The sequence below is a fragment of the Streptomyces tuirus genome, assembly GCF_014701095.1.
Lineage (GTDB): Bacteria > Actinomycetota > Actinomycetes > Streptomycetales > Streptomycetaceae > Streptomyces > Streptomyces tuirus.
The window spans coordinates 4,157,533-4,182,040 of sequence record NZ_AP023439.1; the positions used below are offsets into that span (position 1 = coordinate 4,157,533).

Consider the following 24,508-nt stretch of genomic DNA (forward strand, 5'->3'; position numbering starts at 1 on the left):
ACGGCGGGTCATGGAGAGCGAACCGGCGATCTTCGCGGGAGCGGTGTTCTCCCTGTTCGGAGGCGCCCTACTGGCATGGACCGTGACCTGCGTGCGCCGGCAGCGGCCCGTCGCCCTGGGTGTGAGGCCCGTCGCATCGGCGACCCTCGCGAGCGTCGTCTCGGTGCTCGCGCTCGCCCTCGGAACGTGGTGCTTCACGCGCCTGTGAGGCCGCTCCGGCGACGCACCTGCCGGTAACCGGGGGCTCGCGCTCCGCACAGGGGCCGCCCTGCTCCCGATCCTCCGGGCGGCAGGATTGGTGGTAGTCGGGTTACCGTTCGAGTGGCCGTTGCGGGCTTTTCCCGTTTGACACGGGGGCGGGATGTACCGTCACACTCCGCAGCGTCACCACGTACCCAGCCCCGGTAAGCGACTCCGGGGAGGCCCCAGCGTCGACCGGAGAGAAGAGCGAAGTTGTCCCCGACCAGCGAGACCGCGAAGGGCGGCCGCCGACTCGTCATCGTCGAGTCGCCTGCCAAGGCGAAGACGATCAAGGGCTATCTCGGCCCCGGCTACATCGTCGAGGCGAGCGTCGGGCACATCCGCGACCTTCCCAACGGCGCCGCCGAGGTGCCCGAGAAGTACACCGGCGAGGTCCGCCGCCTCGGTGTGGACGTCGAACACGACTTCCAGCCGATCTATGTGGTCAACGCCGACAAGAAGGCACAGGTCAAGAAGCTCAAGGACCTGCTGAAGGAGTCCGACGAACTCTTCCTCGCCACCGATGAGGACCGCGAGGGCGAGGCCATCGCCTGGCATCTCCAGGAGGTGCTCAAGCCCAAGGTCCCGGTCAAGCGGATGGTCTTCCACGAGATCACCAAGGCCGCGATCCAGGCCGCCGTCGCCAACCCGCGCCAGCTCAACCAGAAGCTCGTCGACGCCCAGGAGACCCGCCGCATCCTCGACCGCCTCTACGGCTACGAGGTCTCGCCGGTCCTGTGGAAGAAGGTCATGCCGCGGCTGTCCGCGGGCCGCGTCCAGTCCGTCGCCACCCGGCTCGTGGTGGAGCGGGAACGCGAGCGCATCGCCTTTCGTTCGGCTGAGTACTGGGACCTGACGGGCACCTTCGCGACCGGCCGCGCCGGAGACTCGTCGGACCCGTCGTCGCTGGTCGCGCGCCTGCAGACCGTCGACGGCAGGCGGGTCGCACAGGGCCGCGACTTCGACTCCCTCGGACAACTGAAGAGCGCGAACACCCTCCACCTCGACGAGGCGAACGCCCGCGCCCTGGCCGCCGCCCTGGAGCAGACGCGGTTCGCCGTCCGCTCGGTCGAGTCCAAGCCGTACCGCCGCTCGCCGTACGCCCCGTTCCGTACGACGACGATGCAGCAGGAGGCCAGCCGCAAGCTCGGCTTCGGCGCGAAGGCCACCATGCAGGTCGCGCAGAAGCTGTACGAGAACGGCTACATCACCTACATGCGTACGGACTCCACGACCCTGAGCGACACGGCGGTCGCCGCCGCCCGCGCCCAGGTCACGCAGCTGTACGGCGCCGACTACCTGCCGCCGCAGCCGAGGACGTACGCCGGGAAGGTCAAGAACGCGCAGGAGGCCCACGAGGCGATCCGCCCCTCGGGTGATCGTTTCCGCACTCCCGCCGAGACCGGACTGACCGGTGACCAGTTCAAGCTGTACGAGCTGATCTGGAAGCGGACCGTCGCCTCCCAGATGAAGGACGCGACCGGCAACAGCGTCACGGTGAAGATCGGCGGCACGGCGGCCGACGGCCGGGACGTCGAGTTCAGCGCGTCCGGCAAGACGATCACCTTCCACGGCTTCCTCAAGGCCTACGTCGAGGGTGCCGACGACCCGAACGCCGAGCTGGACGACCGCGAGCGCCGGCTGCCCCAGGTCTCCGAGGGCGACGCCCTGAGCGCGCAGGAGATCACGGTCGACGGGCACGCCACCAAGCCCCCGGCCCGCTACACCGAGGCCTCCCTGGTCAAGGAGCTGGAAGAGCGGGAGATCGGCCGCCCGTCGACGTACGCGTCGATCATCGGCACGATCCTCGACCGCGGCTACGTGTTCAAGAAGGGCACGGCCCTGGTGCCGTCCTTCCTGTCCTTCGCCGTGGTCAACCTCCTGGAGAAGCACTTCGGGCGGCTCGTCGACTACGACTTCACCGCCAAGATGGAGGACGACCTCGACCGCATCGCCCGCGGTGAGGCCCAGGCCGTGCCGTGGCTGAAGCGGTTCTACTTCGGCGAGGGCACCGTCAGCGGGGCCGCGGCCGATGCCGGCAACGGCGACGGGGACCACCTCGGCGGCCTCAAGGAGCTGGTGACGGACCTGGGCGCGATCGACGCGCGCGAGGTGTCGTCCTTCCCGGTGGGCAACGACATCGTGCTGCGGGTCGGCCGCTACGGGCCGTACATCGAGCGCGGCGAGAAGGACACCGAGCAGCACCAGCGCGCCGACATCCCCGACGACCTGGCGCCCGACGAGCTGACCGTCGACCTCGCGGAGGAACTGCTCGCCAAGCCGAGCGGCGACTACGAGCTGGGCACGGACCCGGCCACCGGCCACACGATCGTCGCCAAGGACGGCCGCTACGGCCCGTACGTGACGGAGATCCTCCCCGAGGGCACCCCGAAGACGGGCAAGAACGCGGTCAAGCCGCGTACGGCGTCCCTGTTCAAGACCATGTCCCTCGACACGGTCACCCTCGACGACGCCCTGAAGCTGATGTCGCTGCCGCGTGTCGTCGGCGTCGACCCCGAGGGCCAGGAGATCACCGCGCAGAACGGCCGCTACGGTCCGTACCTGAAGAAGGGCACGGACTCGCGCTCGCTCCAGTCCGAGGAGCAGCTCTTCACGATCACGCTGGAGGAGGCGCTGGCGATCTACGCCCAGCCCAAGCAGCGTGGCCGGGCCGCGGCCAAGCCGCCGCTGAAGGAGCTGGGCACCGACCCGGTCAGCGAGAAGCCGGTCGTGGTCAAGGACGGCCGCTTCGGCCCGTACGTCACCGACGGGGAGACCAACGCGACCCTGCGCTCCGGCGACAGCGTCGAGGAGATCACCCCGGAGCGCGGTTTCGAGCTGCTTGCCGAGAAGCGCGCCAAGGGGCCGGCGAAGAAGACCGCGAAGAAGGCGGTCAAGAAGGCACCGGCCAAGAAGACGACGACGGCGAAGAAGACGACGGCCAAGAAGACCGCGGCGAAGAAGACCACCACCGCGAAGAAGACGACGGCCAAGAAGACCACCACCGCGAAGAAGACGGCCGCCAAGACGGCCACCGCCACCAAGTCCACGGAGGACTGAGGCCGTTCCACGGAGGACTGAGGCCGTTGTCCACGGAGGACTGAGGTCGTTGTCCACGGAGGGCTGAGGTCGTTCGGGCCCTGTTCGGAATCCGGACCATTCGGTCCGGATCCTGGCCCAGGGTTCGGAAAGCGAACGCCCCGGCAACACTTCGGTGTCGGGGCGTGCGCATGCCAGACCGCGCCCCTCAAGGTGTCGGTGGCTCCCGATAGGCTGAACGCATGACGCGAGCCGACCACCAAACGGCCCCTCAGCCCGCCCCCGACGACGCCCTGGTCGCGGACTCCCGCGAGCGTGCCGTCCGCGCCCTGCTGCGACGACCGCAGCTGAAGCGGTTGTGGAGCGCACAGCTCGTGGGTGGCGTGGGGGACACCCTCGCCCTTCTCGTGCTGGTCGTCCTGGCCCTTCAGGCGGCCGTCGCCGAGGGCTCTTTCGGGGGCGGCTACCGGGGCGTGGCGTTCGCAGTGGCGACCGTTTTCGGGGTGCGGATCCTCGCGACCCTCCTGTTCGGCGCCGTCCTGCTCGGCCCGCTCACCGCGCTCACCTCGCAGGACGGCCCGCTCGACCGGCGCTGGACCATGGTGGGCGCCGACGGTCTGCGCGCCGCGCTGCTCATCGTCGCGCCCCTGTGGATCGACTGGACGCCGGAGAACGCACTGGCCGTCCTCCTCGTCACGGCCTTCGTGGCCGGAGTCGCCGAGCGGTTCTGGACGGTGTGCCGTGAGAGCGCCGCGCCCGCGCTGCTCCCCGCCCCGCCGCCCGAGGGGGCGACGGTCCGTCCGCTACCCGACCACATGGACGCCCTGCGCCGGCTGTCGCTGCGCACCGGCTTCGTGGCGATCCCCCTCGCCGCCGTCGCGCTGGTCGTCGCGTCCCTGTTCAACAACGTGCTGGGCGCCGGCATCGACTGGTTCGGCCAGCACCAGGCGGCCCTCGCCTCCTACGTGGCCGCCGGGCTGTTCGCCGCGTCCCTGTCCGTGCTGACCTTCCTGGAGCTGCCCGGTACGCGCACGCCGCGCGCGCGGTCGCCGCTCGAGGGACTGCGCCGCCCGAGGACCGGCACCGGCTCCGACAAGGGCCGCACCGGCGCGATGCCGCTGCTGGTCCTGGCCTGCGCCGCCGTCGCCGCGGCGGTGTCGGCCGCCGTCGCGGTGGCCGTGCTGCACGCCAAGGACCTGGGCGGCGGCCCGGTGCTCTACGGCCTGTTCGTGGCCGCGCTGACCGGCGGTGTCGTCGCCGGCATCCGTACGGCGCCCGCCCTGGTGCCCGCGCTGTCGCGCCGCCGGCTGCTCGCGCTGACCATCGCCTTCACCGGTGTCGCCCTGCTGGCCGCCGGGCTGATCCCGGACGTCACCACGGTGCTGCTGATCCTCGCGCTGGCCGGCGTCGGCGCGGGCCTGTCCGCCAACATCGGGCACACCCTCCTCGACCAGGAGGCCGAGGAGTACCGGCGGCCCCGCACGACGGAGCACCTGCACGCGGTCGTCCGGGTCAGCGTGGCACTCGGCGCGCTCATCGCCCCGCTGGTCGCGGCGGCGATCGGGCCGCACCGGCTGGAGAGCGGCAAGTTCGTCTTCGCGCACGGCGGCGCGGCCTTCACGCTGATGCTGGCCGGTGCCCTGCTGCTGCCGGTCGCCGCGCTGGTGCTGGCCAAGGTCGACGACCGTTCCGGTGTGCCGCTGCGGCAGGACCTGAAGGACGCGCTGCTCGGCGGCGACGACCCGGAGCAGGGGGCCGCGGCCGCCGGCTTCTTCATCGCCCTGGAGGGCGGCGACGGCGCCGGCAAGTCCACGCAGGCCGAGGCGCTCGCCGAGTGGATCCGCGCCAAGGGCCACGAGGTCGTGCTGACGCGCGAGCCCGGTGCGACGCCGGTGGGCAAGCGGCTGCGGTCGATCCTGCTGGACGTGTCGAGCGCGGGCCTGTCGCACCGCGCGGAGGCGCTGCTGTACGCGGCCGACCGGGCCGAGCACATCGACACCGTCGTACGGCCCGCCCTGGAGCGTGGCGCGGTCGTCATCTCCGACCGGTACATCGACTCCTCCGTCGCCTACCAGGGTGCCGGCCGCGACCTGTCGCCGACCGAGATCGCCCGGATCAACCGCTGGGCGACGAACGGACTCGTGCCGCATCTGACCGTGCTGCTGGACGTCGCGCCGGAGACCGCGCGCGAGCGGTTCACCGAGGCGCCGGACCGGCTGGAGTCGGAGCCCGCCGAGTTCCACGCGCGCGTGCGGGCCGGTTTCCTGACCCTGGCCGCCGCCGACGCCGGGCGGTACCTGGTGGTGGACGCCGGCCAGGAGCCCGAGGCCGTCACGACGGTCATCCGGCACCGGCTCGACCAGGTGCTGCCCCTGTCCGAGGCCGAGGTCAAGGCACGGGAGGAGGCGCGGAAGAAGGCCGAGGAGGAAGCCCGCCGCAAGGCCGAGGAAGAGGCCGCCCGCAAGGCCGAGGAGGAGCGCCTGGAGCGCGAGCGCCAGGAGCAGCTCGCCAAGCTGCGCGCCGAGGAGGAGGAGCGCAAGCGCCGCGAGCTGGAGGAGGCGCAGCGCCGCGAGGCCGAACGGCAGGCGGAGGAGGCCCGGCGACGGGCCGAGGAAGCGCAGCGGAAGGCCGAGGAGGAGCGGGCCCGGCTCCTCGCGGAGGAGAAGGCGCGCGCCGAGGAGGAGGCCCGCCGCAAGGCGGAGGAGGAGCGGCGCCGCAAGCAGGCCGAGGAGGAGGCGCGACTGCGTGCCGAGGCCGAGGCGCTCCGGCTGGAGAAGCAGCGCAAGGCCGAGGCGGCGCTGCTGCGGGCCGAGGAGGCCCGCCGGCTCGCCGAGGCGGCAGCGGCTGCGGCCGAGGCCGGGCCGAAGAACACGGCTCCGAAGAGTTCCGCTCCGAAGGGCGCCCCGGGTTCCGTGACCGGTCAGGACGCGGCGACCGTGCCCACGCCGGTGGTGACACCGGGCGGTACGGGGGACGACACGACGGTGCTGCGCCCGGTGCGGGACGAAGAGCGGGGTCCGGGCCGGGCCAACGCCGGGTCGGAGGCCGACGTGACGGCCGAGCTGCCCAAGCCACCGGTTCCGCCTCGCGCCGGGGACGAGACCGAGGTGCTGCCGCAGGTGCCGAACCGGGACGCCTCCGGTGCGGCCGACGAGACGGCGGTACTGCCTCCGGTCCGGCCGGGCGACGCCGAGGAGACCGCGGTGCTGCCCCCGGTCCGGCCGGCGGACGCCGAGGAGACGGCCGTCCTGCCGCCGGTGCGCGGGGACGACCCGGCGGACCGGGTGCCGCCCGAGTACTTCCGCAAGGACGCCCCGGCCGCCCGGCCCGACGGTACCGGTACCGGTACCGAGGACCGTACGCGGGAGATGCCCCAGGTCGACGCCGACGGGGCGCCGCGCCGCCGCCGGTCCGACTGGGCCGAGGAGACGCCGCTGGACGACCTGCCCTCGCTGGCGGACGAGCTGCTCGGGCCGCACGACGAGGAGCCGGACGAGGGACGCGGCCGCCGCGGCAGGGGTGGCCGGGGGCGCTGACGCCTCCTACGCATGCGAGATCGGGTGGGGCGGCAGGCGTTGTCAGTGGTCGCCCCCACAATGGATCTGGCAACGCGGACGTGACGGAAGGGCGGCGTGACCCATGACCGTGTGGGACGACCTCGTCGGGCAGGAAAGGGTGAGCGAGCAGCTGGCCGCTGCCGCCCGGGACGCCGACGCCCTGGTCACCGCAGCCGTCACCGGCACAGCGCCGCCCGAGGCGTCGAAGATGACGCACGCGTGGCTGTTCACGGGCCCGCCCGGCGCCGGGCGCAACCAGGCGGCCCGCGCGTTCGCGGCGGCGCTGCAGTGCGTCAGCCCCGACCGCGCCCTCGGCGGCTCCCCGGGCTGCGGCTTCTGCGACGGCTGCCACACGGCACTGATCGGCACGCACGCCGACGTCACCTCCGTCGCCGCCGTCGGCAGTCAGATCCTCGCCGAGGACATGCGCGACACCGTCCGCAAGTCCTTCACCTCGCCGGCGACCGGCCGCTGGCAGATCATCCTCGTCGAGGACGCCGAGCGGCTGAACGAGAAGTCGGCGAACGCCGTCCTCAAGGCAGTGGAGGAGCCCGCCCCCCGCACGGTCTGGCTGCTGTGCGCCCCCTCCATCGAGGACGTCCTGCCGACCATCCGCTCCCGCTGCCGCCACCTGAACCTGAGCACGCCGAGGGTCGACGCCATCGCCGACATGCTCGTCCGCCGCGAGGGCATCGAGCCGGACGTCGCCGCCGCCGCGGCCCGCGCGACCCAGGGCCACGTCGAGAGGGCGCGCCGCCTGGCCACCGACCCGGCCGCGCGAGAACGCCGCGCCGCCGTGCTCAGGCTGCCGCTGCGCGTCGAGGAGATCGGCGGCGCGCTCAAGGCGGCCCAGGAGCTGGTCGACGCGGCCGCCGAGGACGCCAAGCAGCTCGCGGAGGAGACGGACTCCAAGGAGACCGAGGAGCTGAAGGCCGCTCTCGGCGCCGCCCAGGGCGGCCGCATGCCCCGGGGCACCGCGGGCGTGATGAAGGACCTGGAGGACAAGCAGAAGCGCCGCAGAACGCGCACGCAGCGTGACAGCCTCGATCTCGCCCTGACCGACCTCACGGCCTTCTACCGCGACGTCCTCGCCCTCCAGCTCGGCTCGCGCGTGGCCATCGCCAACGCGGACTCCGAGGACGCCCTGGAGCGCCTCGCCCGCGGCAGCTCCCCGGAGTCCACGCTCCGCCGCATCGAGGCGATCGCCGCCTGCCGTGACGCCCTCGACCGCAATGTGGCGCCGCTGCTCGCGGTGGAGGCGATGACGATGGCGCTCAGAGCGGGCTGAGGAAACGGGCGGAAACGGGCGGCCCTGCAGCGCGCGGGCAGACTGCTGCGGCTCCGGCGGTTCCGGGGCTCGGGCGGCTCCGGCGGCTCCGGGGCGACGGCTCCGCGTTGACGACGTAACTCGTACGAGGCACGACGCGCACGCACGGCACCCATTCCGTCGCCCAGAGTTACGCTCGCTGGATGTACACACGGCGCACCCCCCGTTCCGCCTCCGGCTCCGGTGGTCTCCACCGCAGGACACGAAGCCGGGCCAAAACCGCTGCCGGCCTGCTCGCCACGGCCGCGCTGCTCGTCTCCGCCTGTTCCTCCGGGAGCGCGACGACGTCAGCCGCCTCGGCGGCGGCGGAGGCGGCGCTGGTCGAGCTGCCGCAAGCCACGCCCGCGGCGCTGACGTCGTACTACGGGCAGAAGCCGGCGTGGCGCGCATGCGGTGTCCCCGGCTTCGAGTGCGCCACCCTCAAGGCACCGCTCGACTACGCCACGCCGTCCTCGGGTGACGTCCGGCTGGCCCTCACCCGCAAGAAGGCCACCGGCCCCGGCAAGCGGCTGGGCTCGCTGCTCGTGAACCCGGGCGGGCCGGGCGGCTCGGCGATCGGCTACGTGCAGGCGTACGCGGGCATCGGCTACCCGGCCGAGGTGCGGGCCCGCTACGACATGGTGGCGGTCGACCCGCGCGGCGTGGCCCGCAGTGAGCCCGTCAAGTGTCTGGACGGGCCGGACATGGACACGTACACACAGACGGACGCCACCCCCGACGACGGCAAGGAGACGGACGGGCTGGTCGCGGCGTACCGGACGTTCGCCGAGGGCTGCGGAGCGGACGCGCCCCGGCTGCTGCGCCACGTGTCCACCGTGGAGGCGGCCCGGGACATGGACATCGTGCGGGCGGTCCTCGGCGACAAGAAGCTGAACTACGTCGGGGCCTCCTACGGCACCTTCCTCGGGGCGACGTACGCCGGGCTCTTCCCGGACCGGGCGGGGCGACTGGTGCTGGACGGCGCGATGGACCCGTCGCTGCCCGCCCGGCGGCTGAACCTCGAACAGACGGCGGGCTTCGAGACGGCGTTCCGCTCGTTCGCGAAGGACTGCGCACGGCGGGCCGACTGCCCGCTGGGCGGCAAGGGCGCCTCGCCCGAGCGGGTCGGGGAGAACCTCAAGGCGTTCTTCGCGAAGCTGGACAGGCGGCCCGTCCGCACCGGCGACGCCGGCGGCCGCAGGCTCACCGAGTCGCTCGCCACGACCGGCGTGATCGCGGCCATGTACGACGAGGGCTCCTGGGAGCAACTTCGCGAGGCGCTGACCTCCGCGATCAAGGAGAACGACGGCTCCGGACTCCTCGTCCTGTCCGACGGCTACTACGAGCGGGACGCCGACGGCGCCTACAGCAACCTGATGTTCGCCAACGCGGCGGTGAACTGCCTGGACCTGCCGGCCTCCTTCGACACCCCCGACGAGGTGAGCAGGGCCCTGCCCGAGTTCGAGAAGGCGTCGCCGGTCTTCGGCAAGGGCCTCGCGTGGGCGGCCCTGAACTGTGCGTACTGGCCGGTGCAGGCCACGGGTGAGCCGCACCGCATCGAGGCGAAGGGCGCCGCGCCCATCGTCGTGGTCGGCACGACCCGCGACCCCGCGACGCCGTACCGCTGGGCGAAGGCCCTGGCCGGCCAGCTCTCCTCGGCGCGCCTGCTGACCTACGAGGGTGACGGCCACACGGCCTACGGCCGCGGCAGCTCCTGCATCGACCGGACGATCAACGCCTACCTCCTCCGCGGCACCCCGCCCACGGACGGAAAGCGCTGCTCATAGCCCTGCTCCCAGCCCCGGAAGACCCCCCTCCGGGGCTGGTGCGGAGCACCCTTCGAAACTGTGTAGACTTACCGTCGTTGCTGATCGCACCATAGTGCGGACAGCGCGCCGCCTTAGCTCAGATGGCCAGAGCAACGCACTCGTAATGCGTAGGTCTCGGGTTCGAATCCCGAAGGCGGCTCCACTGGTACCCCAGGTCGGATGGACTTCGACCTGGGGTTCTTGCGTGTGGTCGGGTGTCAGTGGGTGGGCTCGCGCTCCACCGGCAGCCACAGTTCCGCGTCCGCCTCCGTGCCGTCGGAAGACAGGTGGGTGCGGAGGATTTCCGGGCCTGGGCGGCTGCGGTAGGGGTTGGACGGGAACCACTCGGTGAACACGTCGCGCCACAGCTCCTGGATGGCCCGGGGGGCCGGGCCCGAGGTGGTGAAGACCGCCCAGGTGCCCGGGGGGACCGGGAGGGCGGTGATGCCCTCAGGGGCTCCCGCCGGGGTGGCTCCCGCCGGGGTGGGGGACGAGGTGATCACGGCCTGGTAGTAGTCGAGTTCCGTGCCCTCCGCGCGGCTCGGGTCCAGGTCGTCACAGACCGCGACGACGCCCCGCGGCTCCTGGTCGGACAGTTTCTCCAGGGCCTCCACGGCGGTTTTGTCCAGGCCCCGGACGAAGTCGATGATCGCCTGGTTCGGGCCGGAGTGGATCAGGGGGATCCGGGTCTTGAAGCCCGTGACGGTGAAGGCCGGGCGGTCCACGACGCGGTAGTGCATGCTGCTGTTCCCTTCTACGGTGAGGCGGAAGGCCAACCGGGGCTGGGAGACGAGCACGGCGCCGGTGCGCCGGGCCTCGCCCGGGCCCACGCCGTGCATCGTGCGGAACGCCCGCGCGAACGCCTCGCCCGAGCCGTAGCCGTAGCGGACCGCGATCTCCAGCAGCGTCGCGTCGCCCGACAGCACCTCCGCCCCCGCGACCGTCAGCCGCCGGCGCCGGATGTACTCCGACAGTGGCATGCCTGACAGGGCCGAGAACATACGGCGCAGGTGGTACTCCGAGGTGCATGCCGTGCGCGCCAGGTCCGCCACGTCCACGGTGTCGGCGAGGTCCCGTTCGATCCGGTCCATCGCCTGGTTGAGCCGGTCCAGCACGTCCGGTCTCCTTCCTTTCGTGCCTTCACGCTAGGCAGCGCGTGCCCTGCCGCACCCGACATCCTGTGCCCGCTCCGGTCGGGTGCCGCCTGCGCTGAACGGCGTAGGAGAACCGCCGTCCGGCAGGCGTACTCAAGGCGTCCCCGCCGTGAACGGCTAGCATCGCCCGTCAACCCGTCAGTTGCCGACCGGATGAGGTGAGGACATGGGGGTCCCCCGGATCGCCGTCGCCGTGGTGACGATGGGCAACCGGCCCGACGAGGTCGACGCCCTGCTGGAGTCCGTGGCCAAGCAGGACGTGCCGCCCGAGCGGATCGTCATCGTCGGCAACGGCTGCCCGCTGCCCGACTTCGCCCGGCGGCTCACGCTGCCCGGCGAGGTCACCGCCGTCGAACTCGACGAGAACCTCGGCTGCCCCGGCGGGCGCAACGCGGCCCTGGCACGGCTGCGGGAGTTCGGTGACATCGACGTCGTCGTGGATCTGGACGACGACGGTCTGCTCGTCGACCCCGATGTGCTGCGCCGCGTGCGAGACCTGTACGCCGCCGACGAGCGGCTCGGCATCGTCGGCTTCCGCATCGCCGACGAGCTCGGTGAGACGCAGCAGCGGCACGTGCCCCGGATCGGCAACTCCGACCCCCTGCGGGGCGGTTACGTCACCGGATTCCTCGGCGGCGGGCACGCGCTGCGGATGGCGATGCTCGACGAGGTCGGCGACTGGCCCGCCGAGTTCTTCTTCGCGCACGAGGAGACCGATCTCGCATGGCGTGCGGTGGATGCCGGGTGGCGGATCCTGTACGCCCCGGAGCTGCTGCTCCGGCATCCGAAGACCTCACCCGCCCGGCACGCCATCTACTTCCGGGTGAACGCCCGCAACCGGGTCTGGCTGGCCCGCCGCCGGCTGCCGCTCGCGCTCGTCCCCGTCCACCTGGGCGTGTGGGTGCTGCTCACCCTCGCCCGGAACCGGTCGGGCGCCGGACTGCGGGCGTGGTTCGGCGGATTCGTGGAAGGCGTGCGGGAGTCGGCGGGGGAGCGGCGGCCGATGCGCTGGCGGACGGTGTGGCGGCTCACCCGGCTGGGGCGGCCGCCCGTCATCTGACGCCGTGCGGGGGCCGGAGCGAGCGAGCGATTGCGAGGGCCGCGCCGGGGCGGAGCGATGGGTCGGGCCTGCGGGAGAGATTGAGTGGGTCCCGGTCGATCACCTCCGCCGACCGGGACCCGGATCCGGCCGCGGCGGCGGCACTCCCCCGAGTTGCGCGTCTAGACGCGCGCACCGTCGGGCCGGATCCGATGTAGTGATCACATCAGGCTTTGCCAACCGATCGCTAACATATGGCCAACGGTTCGCCGTCGCGCCCTCTCCCGATTGGCCGGAAGTCACTGAACCAAGGTCGGGCATGGCCAGGGCAGCGGCAGGTTCCGGTGGAACCGGTGAAGGTCGAGGTGGCGGAAACCCGCCGCCCGGGGGTGGATTTTCGGCACGGCGGGGGGCACGGGGGTCATGCGGTTCGGGTTGCTGGGGCCGCCAGTGCTGTTCGACGACGACGCCGGGGAGGGCGACGGCCGGGCGGGCGGCTGGGCGGGCGGCTGGGCGGGTGGTCGGAACGGCGGTCGGGCGGGCGACTGGGACGGCGGTCGGGCGGGTGACTGGGACGGCGGTCGGGACGGCGGTCGGGCGGGCGACTGGGACGGCGGTCGGGCGGGTGACTGGGACGGCGGTCGGGACGGCGGTCGGGCGGGTGACTGGGACGGCGGTCGGGACGGCGGTCGGGCGGGCGGCCGGGACGGTGCCCGGGTCATCGCGAGCCCCAAGTCCCGTGTGCTGCTGGCCGCGTTGCTGCTCGACGCCGGACGGGTCGTCTCCGTCGAGTCGCTCAAGGACGCGCTGTGGGGCGGTGAACCGCCCGTGTCCGCCCAGGCCTCTCTGCACAACCACATCACCCGGTTGCGACGGCTGCTCGACGATCCCGGGCGGCTGCGCACCGTGCCCCCCGGGTATGTGCTGCGGATCGAGGAGGGCGAGCTGGACGTCCATGTCTTCGACGCCCACGTCTCCGAGGCACGGGCCGCGCACACCGGCCGGGACTGGCGGCGGGTCGTGCGCGAGTGCGCCGGCGCACTCGCCCTGTGGCGGGGCGCGCCGCTCGCCGGGCTGCCGCCCGAGGTGGGCGGTTACGCCTTCGCGCAGCGGCTGTGCGAGGCCCGGCTGCTGCTCCTGGAGTGGCGCTACGACGCCGAGTTGGCGCTGGGCGGCCCGCGGCTGCACGAGCTGGTGCCGGAGCTGGCGGCGTTGACCGGCGAATATCCGCTGCGGGAGGCGTACCACCGGCAGCTGATGCTCACCCTGCACCGCACCGGCCGCCAGGCCGAGGCCCTGGCCGTCCACCGCGAACTGCGCACCCGCCTCGTCGGCCGCCTCGGCATCGAGCCCGGGCCCGGGGTTCGGGAGGCACACGTGGAGGTACTCCGGGGAGCCGCGGGCGAAGGGGACTCCAAAGGGAACCCCAAGGGGGACTCCACGGGTTCGAGGGACTCCAAGGGGGACTCCACGGGTTCGAGGAACTCGAAGGGCGGCTCGGGCAAACCAGGCAGGCCGAACCCCTCACCCGCCCAACTCCCGCCGCCTCCACCCCATTTCATCGGCCGTACCGCCGTACGCGACGCCCTGCACCGCACGCTCACCGCACCCGATCCCCATCCCACCGCCGTCATCAGCGGCATGGCCGGTGTCGGCAAGAGTGCCCTCGCGCTGCACGTCGCCCATCAGCTGGCGAAACGTTTCCCCGATGGCCAGCTCCACCTCGCCCTGCACGGTGCCACCCCGGGCGTGGCCCCCCTCACCCCTGCCCAGGCCCTCACCACCCTGCTGCGTGACCTCGGCATCGAGCCCTGCCGGATCCCCGAAGAGCCGGAGGCCGCCGCCGCGTTGCTGCGTTCACTGCTCGCGCCGACCCGCACGCTCCTGGTGCTGGACGGCGCCTCGAGTGCCGCGCAGATACGGCCGCTGCTGCCGGGCGGTGCCGGCTGCGGGGTGATCGTCACCAGCCGTTCGCCGTTGACCGCCCTCGACGGTGCGGCCCGGTTCCCGCTCGCCCCGCTGTCGGACGACGACAGTGCCGAACTCCTGCGCACAGCTTCGCGACGCGACGGCCTGCACGGCACGGACGCCGCCCGGCTCCTCGTCGAACTCACCGGCCGGCTCCCGCTCGCCCTGCGGGTCGTCGCCGCGCGGCTCGCCGCCCGCCGGGCCCTGACCCCCGACGCCCTCGCCGGACAACTGGCCGCCGCGGACAGCCGGTTGCACCACCTGGAGTACGACGACCTGAGCGTCCGCCGCTCCCTGGCCGTCGCGCACGACGCGCTCGCCGCCTCCGAGCGCGAGGCCGACCGGGACGCGGCCCGCACCCTGGGCCATATCGGCGCGCTCGACCTGCCCACGTACGGCGCCCCCCTGCTCGCCCGGCTCGCGGGCACGGGCGAGCAGCGCACCGAGGCCGCCCTGGACCGCCTCCTCGACGTGGCCCTGCTGGAGGAGACGACCTTCGGCCGCTACGCACCGCACGACCTGGTCCGCGACTTCGCCCGTGAGCGGGCCGGAGAGCAGGACACCGCCGGTACCGCCGAGACCGCGCTGCACTGGTACGCCGCCGTCGCCGAGCGCGTCCTCGCCGCGATCGTGGAACCCGGCCCCGACCGGGACAACCGCCGCCGGCCCACCCCGAGCCGGCCGGGCGGCCATGCGGCCCACGTCGACACCGTCGCCTCCTTCGCCGGTGCCGAAGAGGCCTTCGCCTGGGGGGACGGGGAGCTGGAGAACGTCGTCGCACTGGCCGCGCGGTACGCGGACGACCCCTCGGAGCAGCGCGCGGGCTTGGTCTGCACGCTCGTCCGGCTGATCTTCCCGTACGCACATCGCCGGGGGCGGGTCGCCGAGATGGAGGTGCTCGGGCAGGCCGGCCTGCGGGTGGCCCGGCGACTCGGTGACGCGGCGGCCGAGGCCTACGCACTGGTCGACCTCGCCGGGCTGCACCTCCTGACCGGGCGGCACAACGACGCCCTTGCTCTCAACGACAGCGCGCTCGCCATCTGGCGGCGGCTCGACCACCCTTCCTGCATCCGTCGCTGCCTCGACAACCGCGGACTGCTGCTGGACGGGCTCGGCCGGCGCACCGAGGCGGGCGAAGCGCTGGAGCGTAGCCTGGAGTACGCACGGCGGCTGGACGACCCGTACGGTGAAGCCGTCACCCACGGCCACCTCGGCAACCTCGTCGAGCGCACCGACCCGCGGGCCGCCATCGAGCGGCACCGGCGTTCACTCGCCCTCGGGGAGGAGATCGGCGCCGTGATCGTGCGGCACTCCGCGCACTGCAACATCGGGCACGCGCATCTGCGGCTCGGTCAGCCGGCCGCCGCGCTGCCGCACTTCGAGGAGAGCCTGCGCATTCTCGGCGAGCACGGCGACTGGCACGGCGAGTCCCGGACCCGGCTCGGGCTGGTCCGGGCCCTGCGGCTGCTGGGGCGCGCCGGGCGGGCCGCCCGCGAGTGCGCCGAACTGCTCGGCCGGGCGGAGGCCCGCGCCGACCGCTACACCGGGGCTCTCGCCCGTCACCAGCACGGGCTGCTGCTGCGCGAGCGCGGGCACATCGGCGAGGCGCGCGAGGAGTGGAGCTCCGCGCTGGCGGCCCTGGAGGGCACGGACGACCAGGCGGTGGTCAGGGAGGCGGTGGTGAGGGAGCTGCGTGAGCTCCTGGCGCGTCCCGTTTGATCATTGAAGTGCGTGCGAGTCCGGTCTGGTCACTTGGCGTGCGTGCGTGCGGGTTCCGTCTGGTCACTTGGCGGGCGGGCGCGCCCCGTCTGGTCACTCGGCGTCTGCGCGCGTCCCGTCTGATCACTTGGCGTCCGCGTAGCACTCCACCACCGCCGTCGTGAAAGGGAACCGCACGGGGGTGTCCCCGAAGGTCAGCCGGCCGGCCAGGTCCGCCGCCTCGCGGATCGCCGCCACGACCGCCTCCGTCTCCTCCTCGGGGCAGTGCACGATCACCTCGTCGTGCTGGAAGAAGACCAGCTCGGCCGCCAGCTCCGCGCAGGTCTTGCGCAGCGCGGCGAGCAGGAGCAACGCCCAGTCGGCGGCGCTGCCCTGGACGACGAAGTTGCGGGCGAAGCGGCCGCGGGCGCGGGCGTTGGTGGACGCGTACCCGGGCACCCACTGCCCGCTGTCCGACTGGTCGTCCTCCCCGGAGCCGGAAGGCACGGGGGCCGTCGGGATGCCGGCCTCCTCGCTCGCGTCGTCCGTCCCCCGGGCCGCCGGCGGGCAGGTCCGGCCGAGCCAGGTCCGTACGAGCCGGCCCTCCTCACCGGCCCGGGCCGCGTCGTCGACGTACGCCACCGCCCTGGGGAAACGACGCCGAAGCGCGGCGAGGTTCTTCAGGCCGTCACCGGAGGTCTGGCCGTAGACCGCGCCGAGCACGGCGAGTTTGGCCTGGGAGCGGTCGCCGGAGAAGGCGCGGTCGGAGACGGACTGGTACAGGTCGGTTTCCCGGCCGGCCACCTCCATCAGCCCGGGGTCGCGGGAGATCGCCGCGAGGACGCGCGGCTCCATCTGGTCGGCGTCGGCGACGACGAGCCGCCAGCCCGGGTCGGCGACGACGGCCCGCCGGATCACCTTGGGGATCTGGAGCCCGCCTCCGCCGTTGGTGACCCAGCGCCCGGTCACGGTCCCGCCCGCGAGGAACTCCGGCCGGAAGCGGCCCTCGCGGACCCAGTCCTGGAGCCAGGACCAGCCGTGGGCGACCCAGATGCGGTACAGCTTCTTGTACTCGATCAGGGGTTCCACGGCGGGGTGGTCGACCGACTGGAGCTCCCAGCGGCGGGTCGAGGAGACCTTGATGCCGGCCTGGGAGAAGGCCTTGACCACGTCGGCGGGCAGGTCCGGGCGGACGCGTCTGCCGAACGCGGCGGACACCTCGTCGGCCAGCTCGGCGAGGCGCCGCGGCTCGCCGCCGCCCGCGTACCGCTCGCCCAGCAGGTCCTGCAGCAACGCGCGGTGCACGTCGGCGCTCCAGGGCAGCCCGGTGCGGTTCAGCTCGGCGGCCACCAGCATGCCCGCCGACTCGGCGGCCGTCAGCAGCCGCATGCGGTCGGGGTGCTCGGCCCTCGCATGCCGCCGTTGCTGCTCGGCGTAGACCGCGAGGAGGTCCGGCAGCGGCAGATGGACGCCCTGGGGCTCGAACAGCGAGGACTGGGAGCCCGGTTCGGCGGAGCGCTGTGGTGGGTCGGACGGCACGGGGCCGCCGCGCAGCCGGGCCAGGGCGGCCGCGGCCGAGCGCGGTTCCCCGTACCGCCCCTCGTGGCCGAGGAGGAGGGTCTCGGCGGCCTCGATGTCGTAGCACCGCTCGGCTCGCACCCCCGTGGCGAGCAGGCGCGGGTAGACCTCGGCGGTGGACCGCCACACCCACCGCGTGACGCCGGGACGGCTCCGGACGGCCTCGGCGGGGTCGGTCTCCCGCCGCACCGGGCCGGCGGGCAGCCCGTCCGGACCGAGGGGGGCGACGTCCACGCCACCGTCCTCGGCCGGAGCGAGTGCCCACCGGTCGGCCATGCTGCGAGTGTGCCAGGGGGGTCTGACAACGCCCTGCCGGTGCAGGCCCGACGTCAGGACTCGTCCAGTACCTCCTTCTGCGCCTGCACGATCTTCTTCAGCGCCGCCGCGACGTACCGCTCGGTCTGCTCCTTGGCGATGCCGAGGCCGCTGAGGACGCCCTCGCCGTTCTCGTGCTCCAGCAGCGCGAGCAGGATGTGCTCGGTGCCGATGTAGTTGTGGCCCAGGCGCAGGGCCTCGCGGAAGGTGAGCTCCAGCACCTTCTTGGCGGCCTGGCCGTACGGCACCAGCTCCGGGACCTCGTCGACGGCGGGCGGGAGCGCCGCCGTCGCCGCCTCACGGACCGTGTCGAGCGGCACGCCCTGTTCGACGATGGCCTTGGCGGCGAGGCCCCCGGGCTCGGCCAGCAGTCCGAGGACGAGGTGCTCGGGCACGCCCTCGGCGTTGCGCGCGGTCCTGGCCTCGCTGTGGGCGGTCATGACCACGTTCCGGGCGGGCAGGGTGTAGCGGCTGAAGCCCTGGCTGAGGTCGAGGTCGGCCGACTCCTTCGGCACGAACCGCTTCTGGGCGGCCTGCCGGGTGACGCCCATGGACTTGCCGATGTCGGTCCAGGACGCGCCGGAGCGCCGGGCCTGGTCGACGAAGTGGCCGATCAGGTGGTCGGCCACGTCGCCGAGGTGGTCCGCGGCGATCACCGCGTCCTGGAGCTGGTCCAGCGGCTCCTCGTGGACCTTCTTGATGGCCGCGATGAGGTCGTCGAGACGGATGGATGACGTCGGGTCGGGGTTCGTCATGTGTCAACCGTAGGTTGCGCCCCTAGGGGTGTCAACCGCGAGTTGACACTCGGTCGCGGCTACTTCGGTGAGGTCGCCACCAGACGCAGGGCGAGCCCGGTGAAGACCGTCCCGGAGACGATGTTCAGCCAGCGGTTCACCCGCGCACTGCGCCGCAGGAACAGGGACAGCCGCCCCGAGGCCAGACCCACGCTGCCGTCCCAGAGGAAGCCCATCACCACGAGCGTGACGCCGAGCAGCAGCAACTGGCCCTGAACGTGCCCGAGCGCGGGGTCCACGAACTGCGGCAGGAACGCCACGTTGAAGAGGATCACCTTGGGGTTCAGCAGATTGGTGATCGCGCCCTGCCAGAACGCCCGTCGCATCCCCGGCCCCACCGCCCCGGTCTCCTCCTCTCCCGGCACCGACCGGTCGCGGAACGCCTTCACCGCCAGGTAGAGCAGATATGCGGCACCCGCCCAGCGCAGCACGTGATACAGCGTCGGCAGCGCCGTGAACAGGGCCGACAGGCCCAGGGCCGCCGCGACCGAGTGCACGAGCATCGCGCACGCCACCCCGAACGCGGCCATCACCCCGGCGGCGGGCCCACCCCGCCCGCCCATCGCCACGATGAACATCATGTCGGGGCCGGGGGTGACGCAGAGCGCGAAGGCGGCGACGAGGAACGCCGCGTACAGAGACATGTCCACCATGCGAACCATGCTCGAAGCCGCGCCGCGCGGGGGCGAGCGAATTCCGGGGAGTGAGACGGGCGGGACGTGAGGCGGGCGGGACGTCCCGTTGTACGGGCATGAGGCGTACGGGCGCCCGTGCCGGGCCGGGCGCGGTGAGGTCGGGGGCCGGGCGAGGTCAGGTCGGGTGGGGCGGCGTGGCACCATCGGCCCGTGAGTACGTCCACCACCGTCGACCGCGCGTTCGAAGCTGCCCTCTACGAGACCGGCGAGACCGCCCTCGACACCGGCGCGTCCCTGCTCGCCTCCGACCCGGCGGCGGACGCCGAACTCGACCGGCGCGGGGAGGAGTTCGTCGCGGCGGCCTGGCGGCGCGGCTGGCAGCCCGCCGACGTCGTACGGATCGTGCGGCGCGAGCTGGACGACGTCCACGTACTCCTCGTGGCCGCGCTGATCCGCGCGCAGGCACCCGGCGACGGACCCCGGGGCCGCCGCTGGAACGCGCAGCTCGCGGAACTCCCCGCCGACACCCCGCCCCGCACCGACCGCTTCTCGTACGCCACCGCCGTGCTGGAGCTGTACCGCCTGCTGCTGCGGCTGCCCGCCCTCGAGGCGCTGGAGGAGGCGCCCGGGGAGGCACGGACCGAGTCCCGCATGCTCACCCGCATCCGCGCCCTGCTCGCCAAGGCCGAGGCCACCGGGTTCCCGGAGGAGGCGGAGGCGCTCAGCGCCAAGGCGCAGGAGCTGATGGCCCGGCACAGCGTCGACGAGGCGCTGCTCGCGGCGCGGGCGCCCTCCCCGGACACCCCCGGGGCCTGCCGGATCGGGGTGGAACCGCCGTACGAGCAGGCCAAGGCGGTGCTGCTGGACGCCGTCGCCGGCGCCAACCACTGCCGGGCGGTGTGGAACGAACCCCTCGGCTTCTCGACCGTCGTCGGCTTCGAAACCGACCTGGAGGCGGTCGAACTCCTCTACACCTCACTCCTGGTGCAGGCCACGACCGCGATGACGAAGGCGGAGGCCGCGCTGGGGGCGCCCCCTGCTCGAGCGCAGCCGAGAGCTCGGGGGAGGGCGGGCGGCCGCAAGCGCACCAAGACGTTCCGGCAGTCCTTCCTCGCGGCCTACGCCCACCACATCGGCACCCGCCTGGCCGCGGCCGCCGAGACCCAGGCGACCGACGACCTGCTCCCGGTGCTCGCCTCCCGCGAGGTCGCCGTCACCGGGCGGCTGGACCGGATGTTCCCGGAGACGACCACGACCCGGCTGCGCGGGGTGCGGGACGCGGCCGGCTGGACCGAGGGCGCGCAGGCGGCGGACCGGGCCCAGGTCCGGCACCGGCCGCCGCTGCACTGACCTGCCGTCGGTGCCGTCAGTCGCCCGACGTCTCGAAGCCGCTCACCGACGGCTTCTGGTCATCCGCCCAGGAGACCGCGCCGTACGACCACGTCAGTTCGTGCGGCGTCCTGGTGTCGCCGGGCAGGGTGAAGGACGCCTTGCGCACGGCGAGGCTCTCCGGGGAGCCCGTCTCGGCCCGGACGTAGGTGATCGTGAAGGACGTGGTTCCGCTCTTCCCGAGGGTCAGCGACTGGGCCTTCGCGCCCTCGTCCGGGGAGACGGAGGTCGTCTTGTCGTCGGCCTGCAGGTCGACGCCGGGGAAGCCCTTCAGCGTGCACTGCGCGCCCTTGTTGGTGAGCGTCACGGTGACGGTGCCGGTGTCGCCGGCGGCCGGGGCGGCGGCGGCGCCGACCTCCACGCCCATGTCACCGAGCGCGCAGGCCGAGTCGCTCGGCCGGTCCGCGTTCTTGACGTCGTCGCCACCGGCTGTGTCGTCGCTGCAGCCGGTCAGCAGGACCGTCGCGGCGAGGGCGGTGGCCAGGGTGAGGGGGTAGGTGCGCATGAGGTCCTCTGGACGTGTCGAACGAAAGCGGCATCGGGCCCCTGGATCATCACGCACGCGCCTGCCGAGGAGGCACGCACCCCCATCGATTCCCCCGAACGCCGGACGGGCCCTGAAGCCCCGGCTATTCTCCGCCCGCGGCCGGGCCCCTGGGCTCGGGTGATTCTCCGGCCGCGGACGGGCCTCTGGTCTCGCGGTGTTTCTCCGGCCGCGGGCGGGCCTCTGGGCTCGCGGTGATTTGCCGGGTGCGGGCGGGCTCCTGGTCTCGTGGTGATTGTCCGGACGCGGACGGGCCCCTGGGCCCAGGTGACTCCCGAATGCGAACGGGCCCTGCGCCCCCGGTGACTCCCGAACACCGACGAGCCCCTGACTGAGCCCCCGGTGACGTCCCGAGCACCCGACCGTCCCCGCTGCCCCCAGTCGATCCGCGGCCCGTCCGTACCCCGTCGGGTGTTCAGCCGAGGGCCGTCGGGTGTCAACCGAGGCCGCCGTCGGGCGTCAACCGAGGGCCGTCGGGTGTAACCCGAGGCCGCCGTCGGATGTCAGCCGAGGCTCGCCGTCGGCAGTCCCGTCGGGAGCTTGCCGCCCTCGGCCTTTCGGTAGGTCTCCGCGCCGAGACCGCCCTCCCACGTGACCTTCAGGCTGCTCGCGTTCACGGAGTCGACCATGCCGGTCGCCCGGTCCTTGGAGCCGTCCGTGCACTTCAGGCGGATCATGCGCATCCCGGACTCCTCGTCCGCCGTGCCGCTGCACACGCTCCCGCCGGTGCCGAACAGTGCCGCCTGCTTGCCGGTGATCACCAGGGCCACGGCCTTGCCGTCGGTCGTAGCGAGCCAGCTGCCCGCCAGTTCACCGCCGGCCGAGTCCCCGGAACCGGAACCCGGACCGGAGTCGCCGCCCGTGCCGGCGGACGCCGAGGCCGACGGGGCGGCCGGGCCGGAGGCCGCATCGTCGCCCGAACCGCCGTCGCTGCTGCACGCGCTCAGCGCGAGCGCGCCCGCGAGCCCCGCGGCCGCCGCCGCGACGCGCACGGCGCCGGAGCGGCGCGAGAAGATCACCGAAGTCACTGCAAGCCCCCAAGCTGTAGCCGACCGACCGACCGACCGACGACGACCGACCGACCGAACGGCACCCGGCCAGCCTCATGGCCGGAACGATCGCAGCAAGCTACCAGGGCCCGTCAAGGGCCCCCGGGGCCGCCTCTCACCAGGACGACTTGCGCACCCCGGGCAGATACCCCGCGTGCGCCTGCTCCCGCAGACTCACCCGGGACAGCCCGAACGCCCGGAAGTAGCCGCGCGGCCGGCCGTCGACGCCGTCGCGGTTGCGTACGCGCGTGGCGCTCGCGTCGCGCGGCTGCCTGCGCAGCTCCGCCTGCGCGGCGAGCCGTTCGGCCTCCGTCGAGGAGGGGCGCCGGATGATCTCCTTCAGTTCGGCCCGCCGGGCGGCGTACCGCGCGACGACCTCCTGGCGCCTGTCGTTCTTCGCGATCTTGCTCTTCTTGGCCATCAGACCCTCACTCCCCGGGCGCGGATCCGGGCGACGGCCGCCTCGATACCGATCGTGTCGACGGTCTTGATCCCCCTGACGCTGAGCCGGAGCCGTACGTACCGGCCCTCGCTCGGCAGCCAGTAGCGCTTGGACTGGATGTTGGGGTCGAACCGGCGCGACGTGCGCCGGTGGGAGTGCGAGATGCGGTTGCCGAAGCCCGGCCGGGTGCCGGTCAGCATGCAGTGCGCGGACATGGGTGGTGACGTACCTCTCTGCTCAGCCAGTGGAAATGGATGTCGTTTTCAGTATCATAGCGGCATGGCACGCAACGAACTCCGTCCGGTCATCAAGCTCCGGTCCACCGCCGGGACCGGCTTCACCTACGTGACCCGCAAGAACCGCCGCAACGACCCGGACCGCATGACCCTGCGCAAGTTCGACCCGGTCGCCGGCCGCCACGTCGACTTCCGAGAGGAGCGCTGACCATGCGCCATGGAATCCACCCGGAGTACGGCCCCGTCGTCTTCCGCGACCGCGCCGCGAACTACGCCTTCCTCACCCGCTCGACCCTGTCCGCCACGGCGGGCGAGAAGACCGTCGAGTGGGAGGACGGCACCACCTACCCGGTCGTCGACGTCGAGATCTCCGACGTGAGCCACCCCTTCTACACCGGCACGGCCCGCGTGCTGGACACCGCCGGCCGTGTGGAGCGCTTCGAGCGCCGGTACGGAAAGAAGGGCTGATTCCATGGCTGACCCCGTGGCTGTCCCTCCCGGCCTCCCCGTCGTGATCGTCGGCGGGCTGCACGCCGACGCCCGCAGGGCGGCCGTCGCCCGGCTGCTCGCCGACGTCCCCGGCAGTGTCGTCCTCCACCACGACCTGGCGACGGCCGCCGCGGGCACGGTCGTACGGACCATCAGGGACGCCTCCGGCATCCTCGACGCGGGGGAGGCGCCGCTGGTCAACGACTGCGCGTGCTGCGCCCTGCGCGAGGACCTGGTGCCGGAGCTGGAGCGGCTGCGGGACGCCGGCGGCACCCGGCTCGCCGTCGTCGAGCTGTGGGACTCGGTCGAGCCCAAGGCCATGGCCGAGGTCGTCACCGCGGGCGGGCTCACCGTCACCGGCGTGATCACCGCCGTCGACCCGGCCCTGGTCCTGCCGTACCTGGGCAACGGCGACGACCTGGCCGACGGCGGTCTCGCCGCGGCCGCCACCGACCAGCGCACCGTCGCCGACACCTTCGCGCGCCAGCTGGAGTACGCCCCCGTCCTCGCGATCGCCGATTCGGGCGCCGATTCGGGCGCCGACTCCCCGGAGGCCGACGACGAGGACCGCGAGCTGCTCAAGCAGCTGCACCCGACGGCCCGCCAGGTCCCGATCGGCCGGGGAGCCCCCGCGGGCCCGGTCGGCGACGGTCTGACGGTGCCGACCCCGCGTCTGCGCCCGCTCTCCCCGCTGGCCCAAGCCGCCCTGGCCGGCTTCGACGTCGAGGCGGCCGCCGCCGCCCAGCACCCGGCCTGCGCCCTGCTGCCCGCCGAGGCCGACGCGCACGGCGTCTCCACCCTGGTCTGGAACCGGCGCCGCCCCTTCCACCCGGAACGGCTGTACGCCGCACTGGAGGACCTGACCTGCGCGGCAGCCCGCAGCCGGGGCCGCTTCTGGCTCGCCGACAAGCCCGACACGCTGTTCCACTGGGACGCGGCGGGCGGCGCCCTGTGCGTGGAGAGCGCGGGCCCGTGGCTGGCCTCCCTGCCGGACGCGGCCTGGGAGATGGTCCCGCCGGTGCGCCGGGCCGCCGCCGCGCTGGACTGGGACGCCGAGCACGGCGACCGCTGCCAGCACCTGGTCTTCACCTCGCCCGGCCTCGACCGGGACGGCCTGGAGCGGTTGCTGGAGTCCTGCCTGCTGACCGACGCCGAGTACGCCGCCGGGCCCGACGCCTGGCAGCGGCTGCCGCACGCCTTCGACACCCTCCTGGAGGTCTGACCCCCC

At 73.3% G+C, this 24,508-nt stretch carries 19 protein-coding genes and 1 tRNA gene; 12 read left to right on the forward strand and 8 right to left on the reverse strand.

Annotated features, from left to right (window positions below):
- Positions 1 to 10: 10 nt before the first annotated feature.
- The 6 genes from IGS69_RS19130 (at position 11) to IGS69_RS19155 (ending at position 10,113) form a co-directional block, all read left to right on the forward strand.
- On the forward strand, positions 11 to 208 hold the full coding sequence (locus tag IGS69_RS19130; RefSeq protein ID WP_190901449.1) for a hypothetical protein: 198 nt from the start codon (positions 11 to 13) through the stop codon (positions 206 to 208).
- Between the two features lie 245 nt (positions 209 to 453).
- Positions 454 to 3,300: a type I DNA topoisomerase gene (topA, locus tag IGS69_RS19135; RefSeq protein WP_190901451.1), complete on the forward strand. Its 2,847-nt coding sequence runs from the start codon at positions 454 to 456 to the stop codon at positions 3,298 to 3,300.
- Between the two features lie 221 nt (positions 3,301 to 3,521).
- Entirely contained in the window at positions 3,522 to 6,815 is a 3,294-nt protein-coding gene (gene tmk, locus IGS69_RS19140; RefSeq protein ID WP_190901453.1) for a dTMP kinase, read from the forward strand.
- 103 nt (positions 6,816 to 6,918) lie between these two features.
- Complete coding sequence (locus IGS69_RS19145) at positions 6,919 to 8,124, forward strand: DNA polymerase III subunit delta' (RefSeq protein WP_190901455.1); 1,206 nt, start codon at positions 6,919 to 6,921, stop codon at positions 8,122 to 8,124.
- Between the two features lie 182 nt (positions 8,125 to 8,306).
- Complete coding sequence (locus IGS69_RS19150; RefSeq protein ID WP_190901457.1) at positions 8,307 to 9,929, forward strand: alpha/beta hydrolase; 1,623 nt, start codon at positions 8,307 to 8,309, stop codon at positions 9,927 to 9,929.
- A 107-nt stretch (positions 9,930 to 10,036) separates the two neighbouring features.
- Positions 10,037 to 10,113 (forward strand) — tRNA-Thr (locus IGS69_RS19155).
- Between the two features lie 55 nt (positions 10,114 to 10,168).
- Here the strand turns inward: IGS69_RS19155 and IGS69_RS19160 are convergent.
- Positions 10,169 to 11,065, reverse strand: a complete 897-nt coding sequence (locus IGS69_RS19160; protein ID WP_190901459.1) for an AraC family transcriptional regulator — start codon at positions 11,063 to 11,065, stop codon at positions 10,169 to 10,171.
- A 205-nt stretch (positions 11,066 to 11,270) separates the two neighbouring features.
- Here IGS69_RS19160 and IGS69_RS19165 point away from each other — a divergent pair, with 205 nt between their 5' ends.
- Positions 11,271 to 12,164: a glycosyltransferase family 2 protein gene (locus IGS69_RS19165; RefSeq protein WP_190901461.1), complete on the forward strand. Its 894-nt coding sequence runs from the start codon at positions 11,271 to 11,273 to the stop codon at positions 12,162 to 12,164.
- 402 nt (positions 12,165 to 12,566) lie between these two features.
- Positions 12,567 to 15,830, forward strand: a complete 3,264-nt coding sequence (locus tag IGS69_RS19170) for an AfsR/SARP family transcriptional regulator (RefSeq protein WP_269783178.1) — start codon at positions 12,567 to 12,569, stop codon at positions 15,828 to 15,830.
- Positions 15,831 to 15,953: 123 nt separating this feature from the next.
- Here the strand turns inward: IGS69_RS19170 and IGS69_RS19175 are convergent, their stop codons facing one another.
- From IGS69_RS19175 to IGS69_RS19185, 3 genes are read right to left on the reverse strand one after another with little or no spacing between them, the layout of a single operon-like run.
- Positions 15,954 to 17,663, reverse strand: a complete 1,710-nt coding sequence (locus IGS69_RS19175; protein ID WP_190901463.1) for a bifunctional 3'-5' exonuclease/DNA polymerase — start codon at positions 17,661 to 17,663, stop codon at positions 15,954 to 15,956.
- Positions 17,664 to 17,716: 53 nt separating this feature from the next.
- The gene (locus IGS69_RS19180) at positions 17,717 to 18,457 is read right to left on the reverse strand and encodes a Clp protease N-terminal domain-containing protein (RefSeq protein ID WP_190901465.1); all 741 of its coding nucleotides are present in this window, start codon (positions 18,455 to 18,457) and stop codon (positions 17,717 to 17,719) included.
- A 59-nt stretch (positions 18,458 to 18,516) separates the two neighbouring features.
- On the reverse strand, positions 18,517 to 19,149 hold the full coding sequence (locus tag IGS69_RS19185) for a LysE family translocator (RefSeq protein WP_190901467.1): 633 nt from the start codon (positions 19,147 to 19,149) through the stop codon (positions 18,517 to 18,519).
- Between the two features lie 192 nt (positions 19,150 to 19,341).
- On the opposite strand from IGS69_RS19185, the gene IGS69_RS19190 reads away from it, so the two are divergent.
- Complete coding sequence (locus tag IGS69_RS19190) at positions 19,342 to 20,481, forward strand: DUF2786 domain-containing protein (RefSeq protein WP_190901469.1); 1,140 nt, start codon at positions 19,342 to 19,344, stop codon at positions 20,479 to 20,481.
- 16 nt (positions 20,482 to 20,497) lie between these two features.
- Here the strand turns inward: IGS69_RS19190 and IGS69_RS19195 are convergent, their stop codons facing one another.
- The 4 genes from IGS69_RS19195 to rpmB all read right to left on the reverse strand — a co-directional run bounded on the left by IGS69_RS19195 (position 20,498) and on the right by rpmB (position 22,770).
- Positions 20,498 to 21,025, reverse strand: coding sequence for a DUF4232 domain-containing protein (locus IGS69_RS19195; protein WP_190901471.1), 528 nt, complete (start codon positions 21,023 to 21,025; stop codon positions 20,498 to 20,500).
- A 542-nt stretch (positions 21,026 to 21,567) separates the two neighbouring features.
- Complete coding sequence (locus IGS69_RS19200) at positions 21,568 to 22,083, reverse strand: hypothetical protein (protein WP_232543776.1); 516 nt, start codon at positions 22,081 to 22,083, stop codon at positions 21,568 to 21,570.
- Positions 22,084 to 22,228: 145 nt separating this feature from the next.
- On the reverse strand, positions 22,229 to 22,534 hold the full coding sequence (rpsN, locus tag IGS69_RS19205; protein ID WP_185012381.1) for a 30S ribosomal protein S14: 306 nt from the start codon (positions 22,532 to 22,534) through the stop codon (positions 22,229 to 22,231).
- Positions 22,534 to 22,770: a 50S ribosomal protein L28 gene (rpmB, locus tag IGS69_RS19210; protein WP_190901473.1), complete on the reverse strand. Its 237-nt coding sequence runs from the start codon at positions 22,768 to 22,770 to the stop codon at positions 22,534 to 22,536. Before rpmB ends, rpsN begins: the two co-directional genes overlap by 1 nt.
- A gap of 64 nt (positions 22,771 to 22,834) precedes the next feature.
- On the opposite strand from rpmB, the gene rpmG reads away from it, so the two are divergent.
- Genes rpmG through IGS69_RS19225 form a run of 3 tightly spaced genes read left to right on the forward strand, consistent with a single transcriptional unit; the run spans position 22,835 to position 24,502 of the window.
- Positions 22,835 to 22,999 (forward strand): 50S ribosomal protein L33, encoded by a 165-nt coding sequence (gene rpmG, locus IGS69_RS19215; RefSeq protein WP_030846000.1) that lies wholly within the window; start codon positions 22,835 to 22,837, stop codon positions 22,997 to 22,999.
- A 2-nt stretch (positions 23,000 to 23,001) separates the two neighbouring features.
- Positions 23,002 to 23,259, forward strand: a complete 258-nt coding sequence (locus tag IGS69_RS19220) for a type B 50S ribosomal protein L31 (RefSeq protein ID WP_190901475.1) — start codon at positions 23,002 to 23,004, stop codon at positions 23,257 to 23,259.
- A 4-nt stretch (positions 23,260 to 23,263) separates the two neighbouring features.
- The gene (locus tag IGS69_RS19225) at positions 23,264 to 24,502 is read left to right on the forward strand and encodes a CobW family GTP-binding protein (RefSeq protein WP_190901477.1); all 1,239 of its coding nucleotides are present in this window, start codon (positions 23,264 to 23,266) and stop codon (positions 24,500 to 24,502) included.
- Positions 24,503 to 24,508 lie beyond the last annotated feature (6 nt).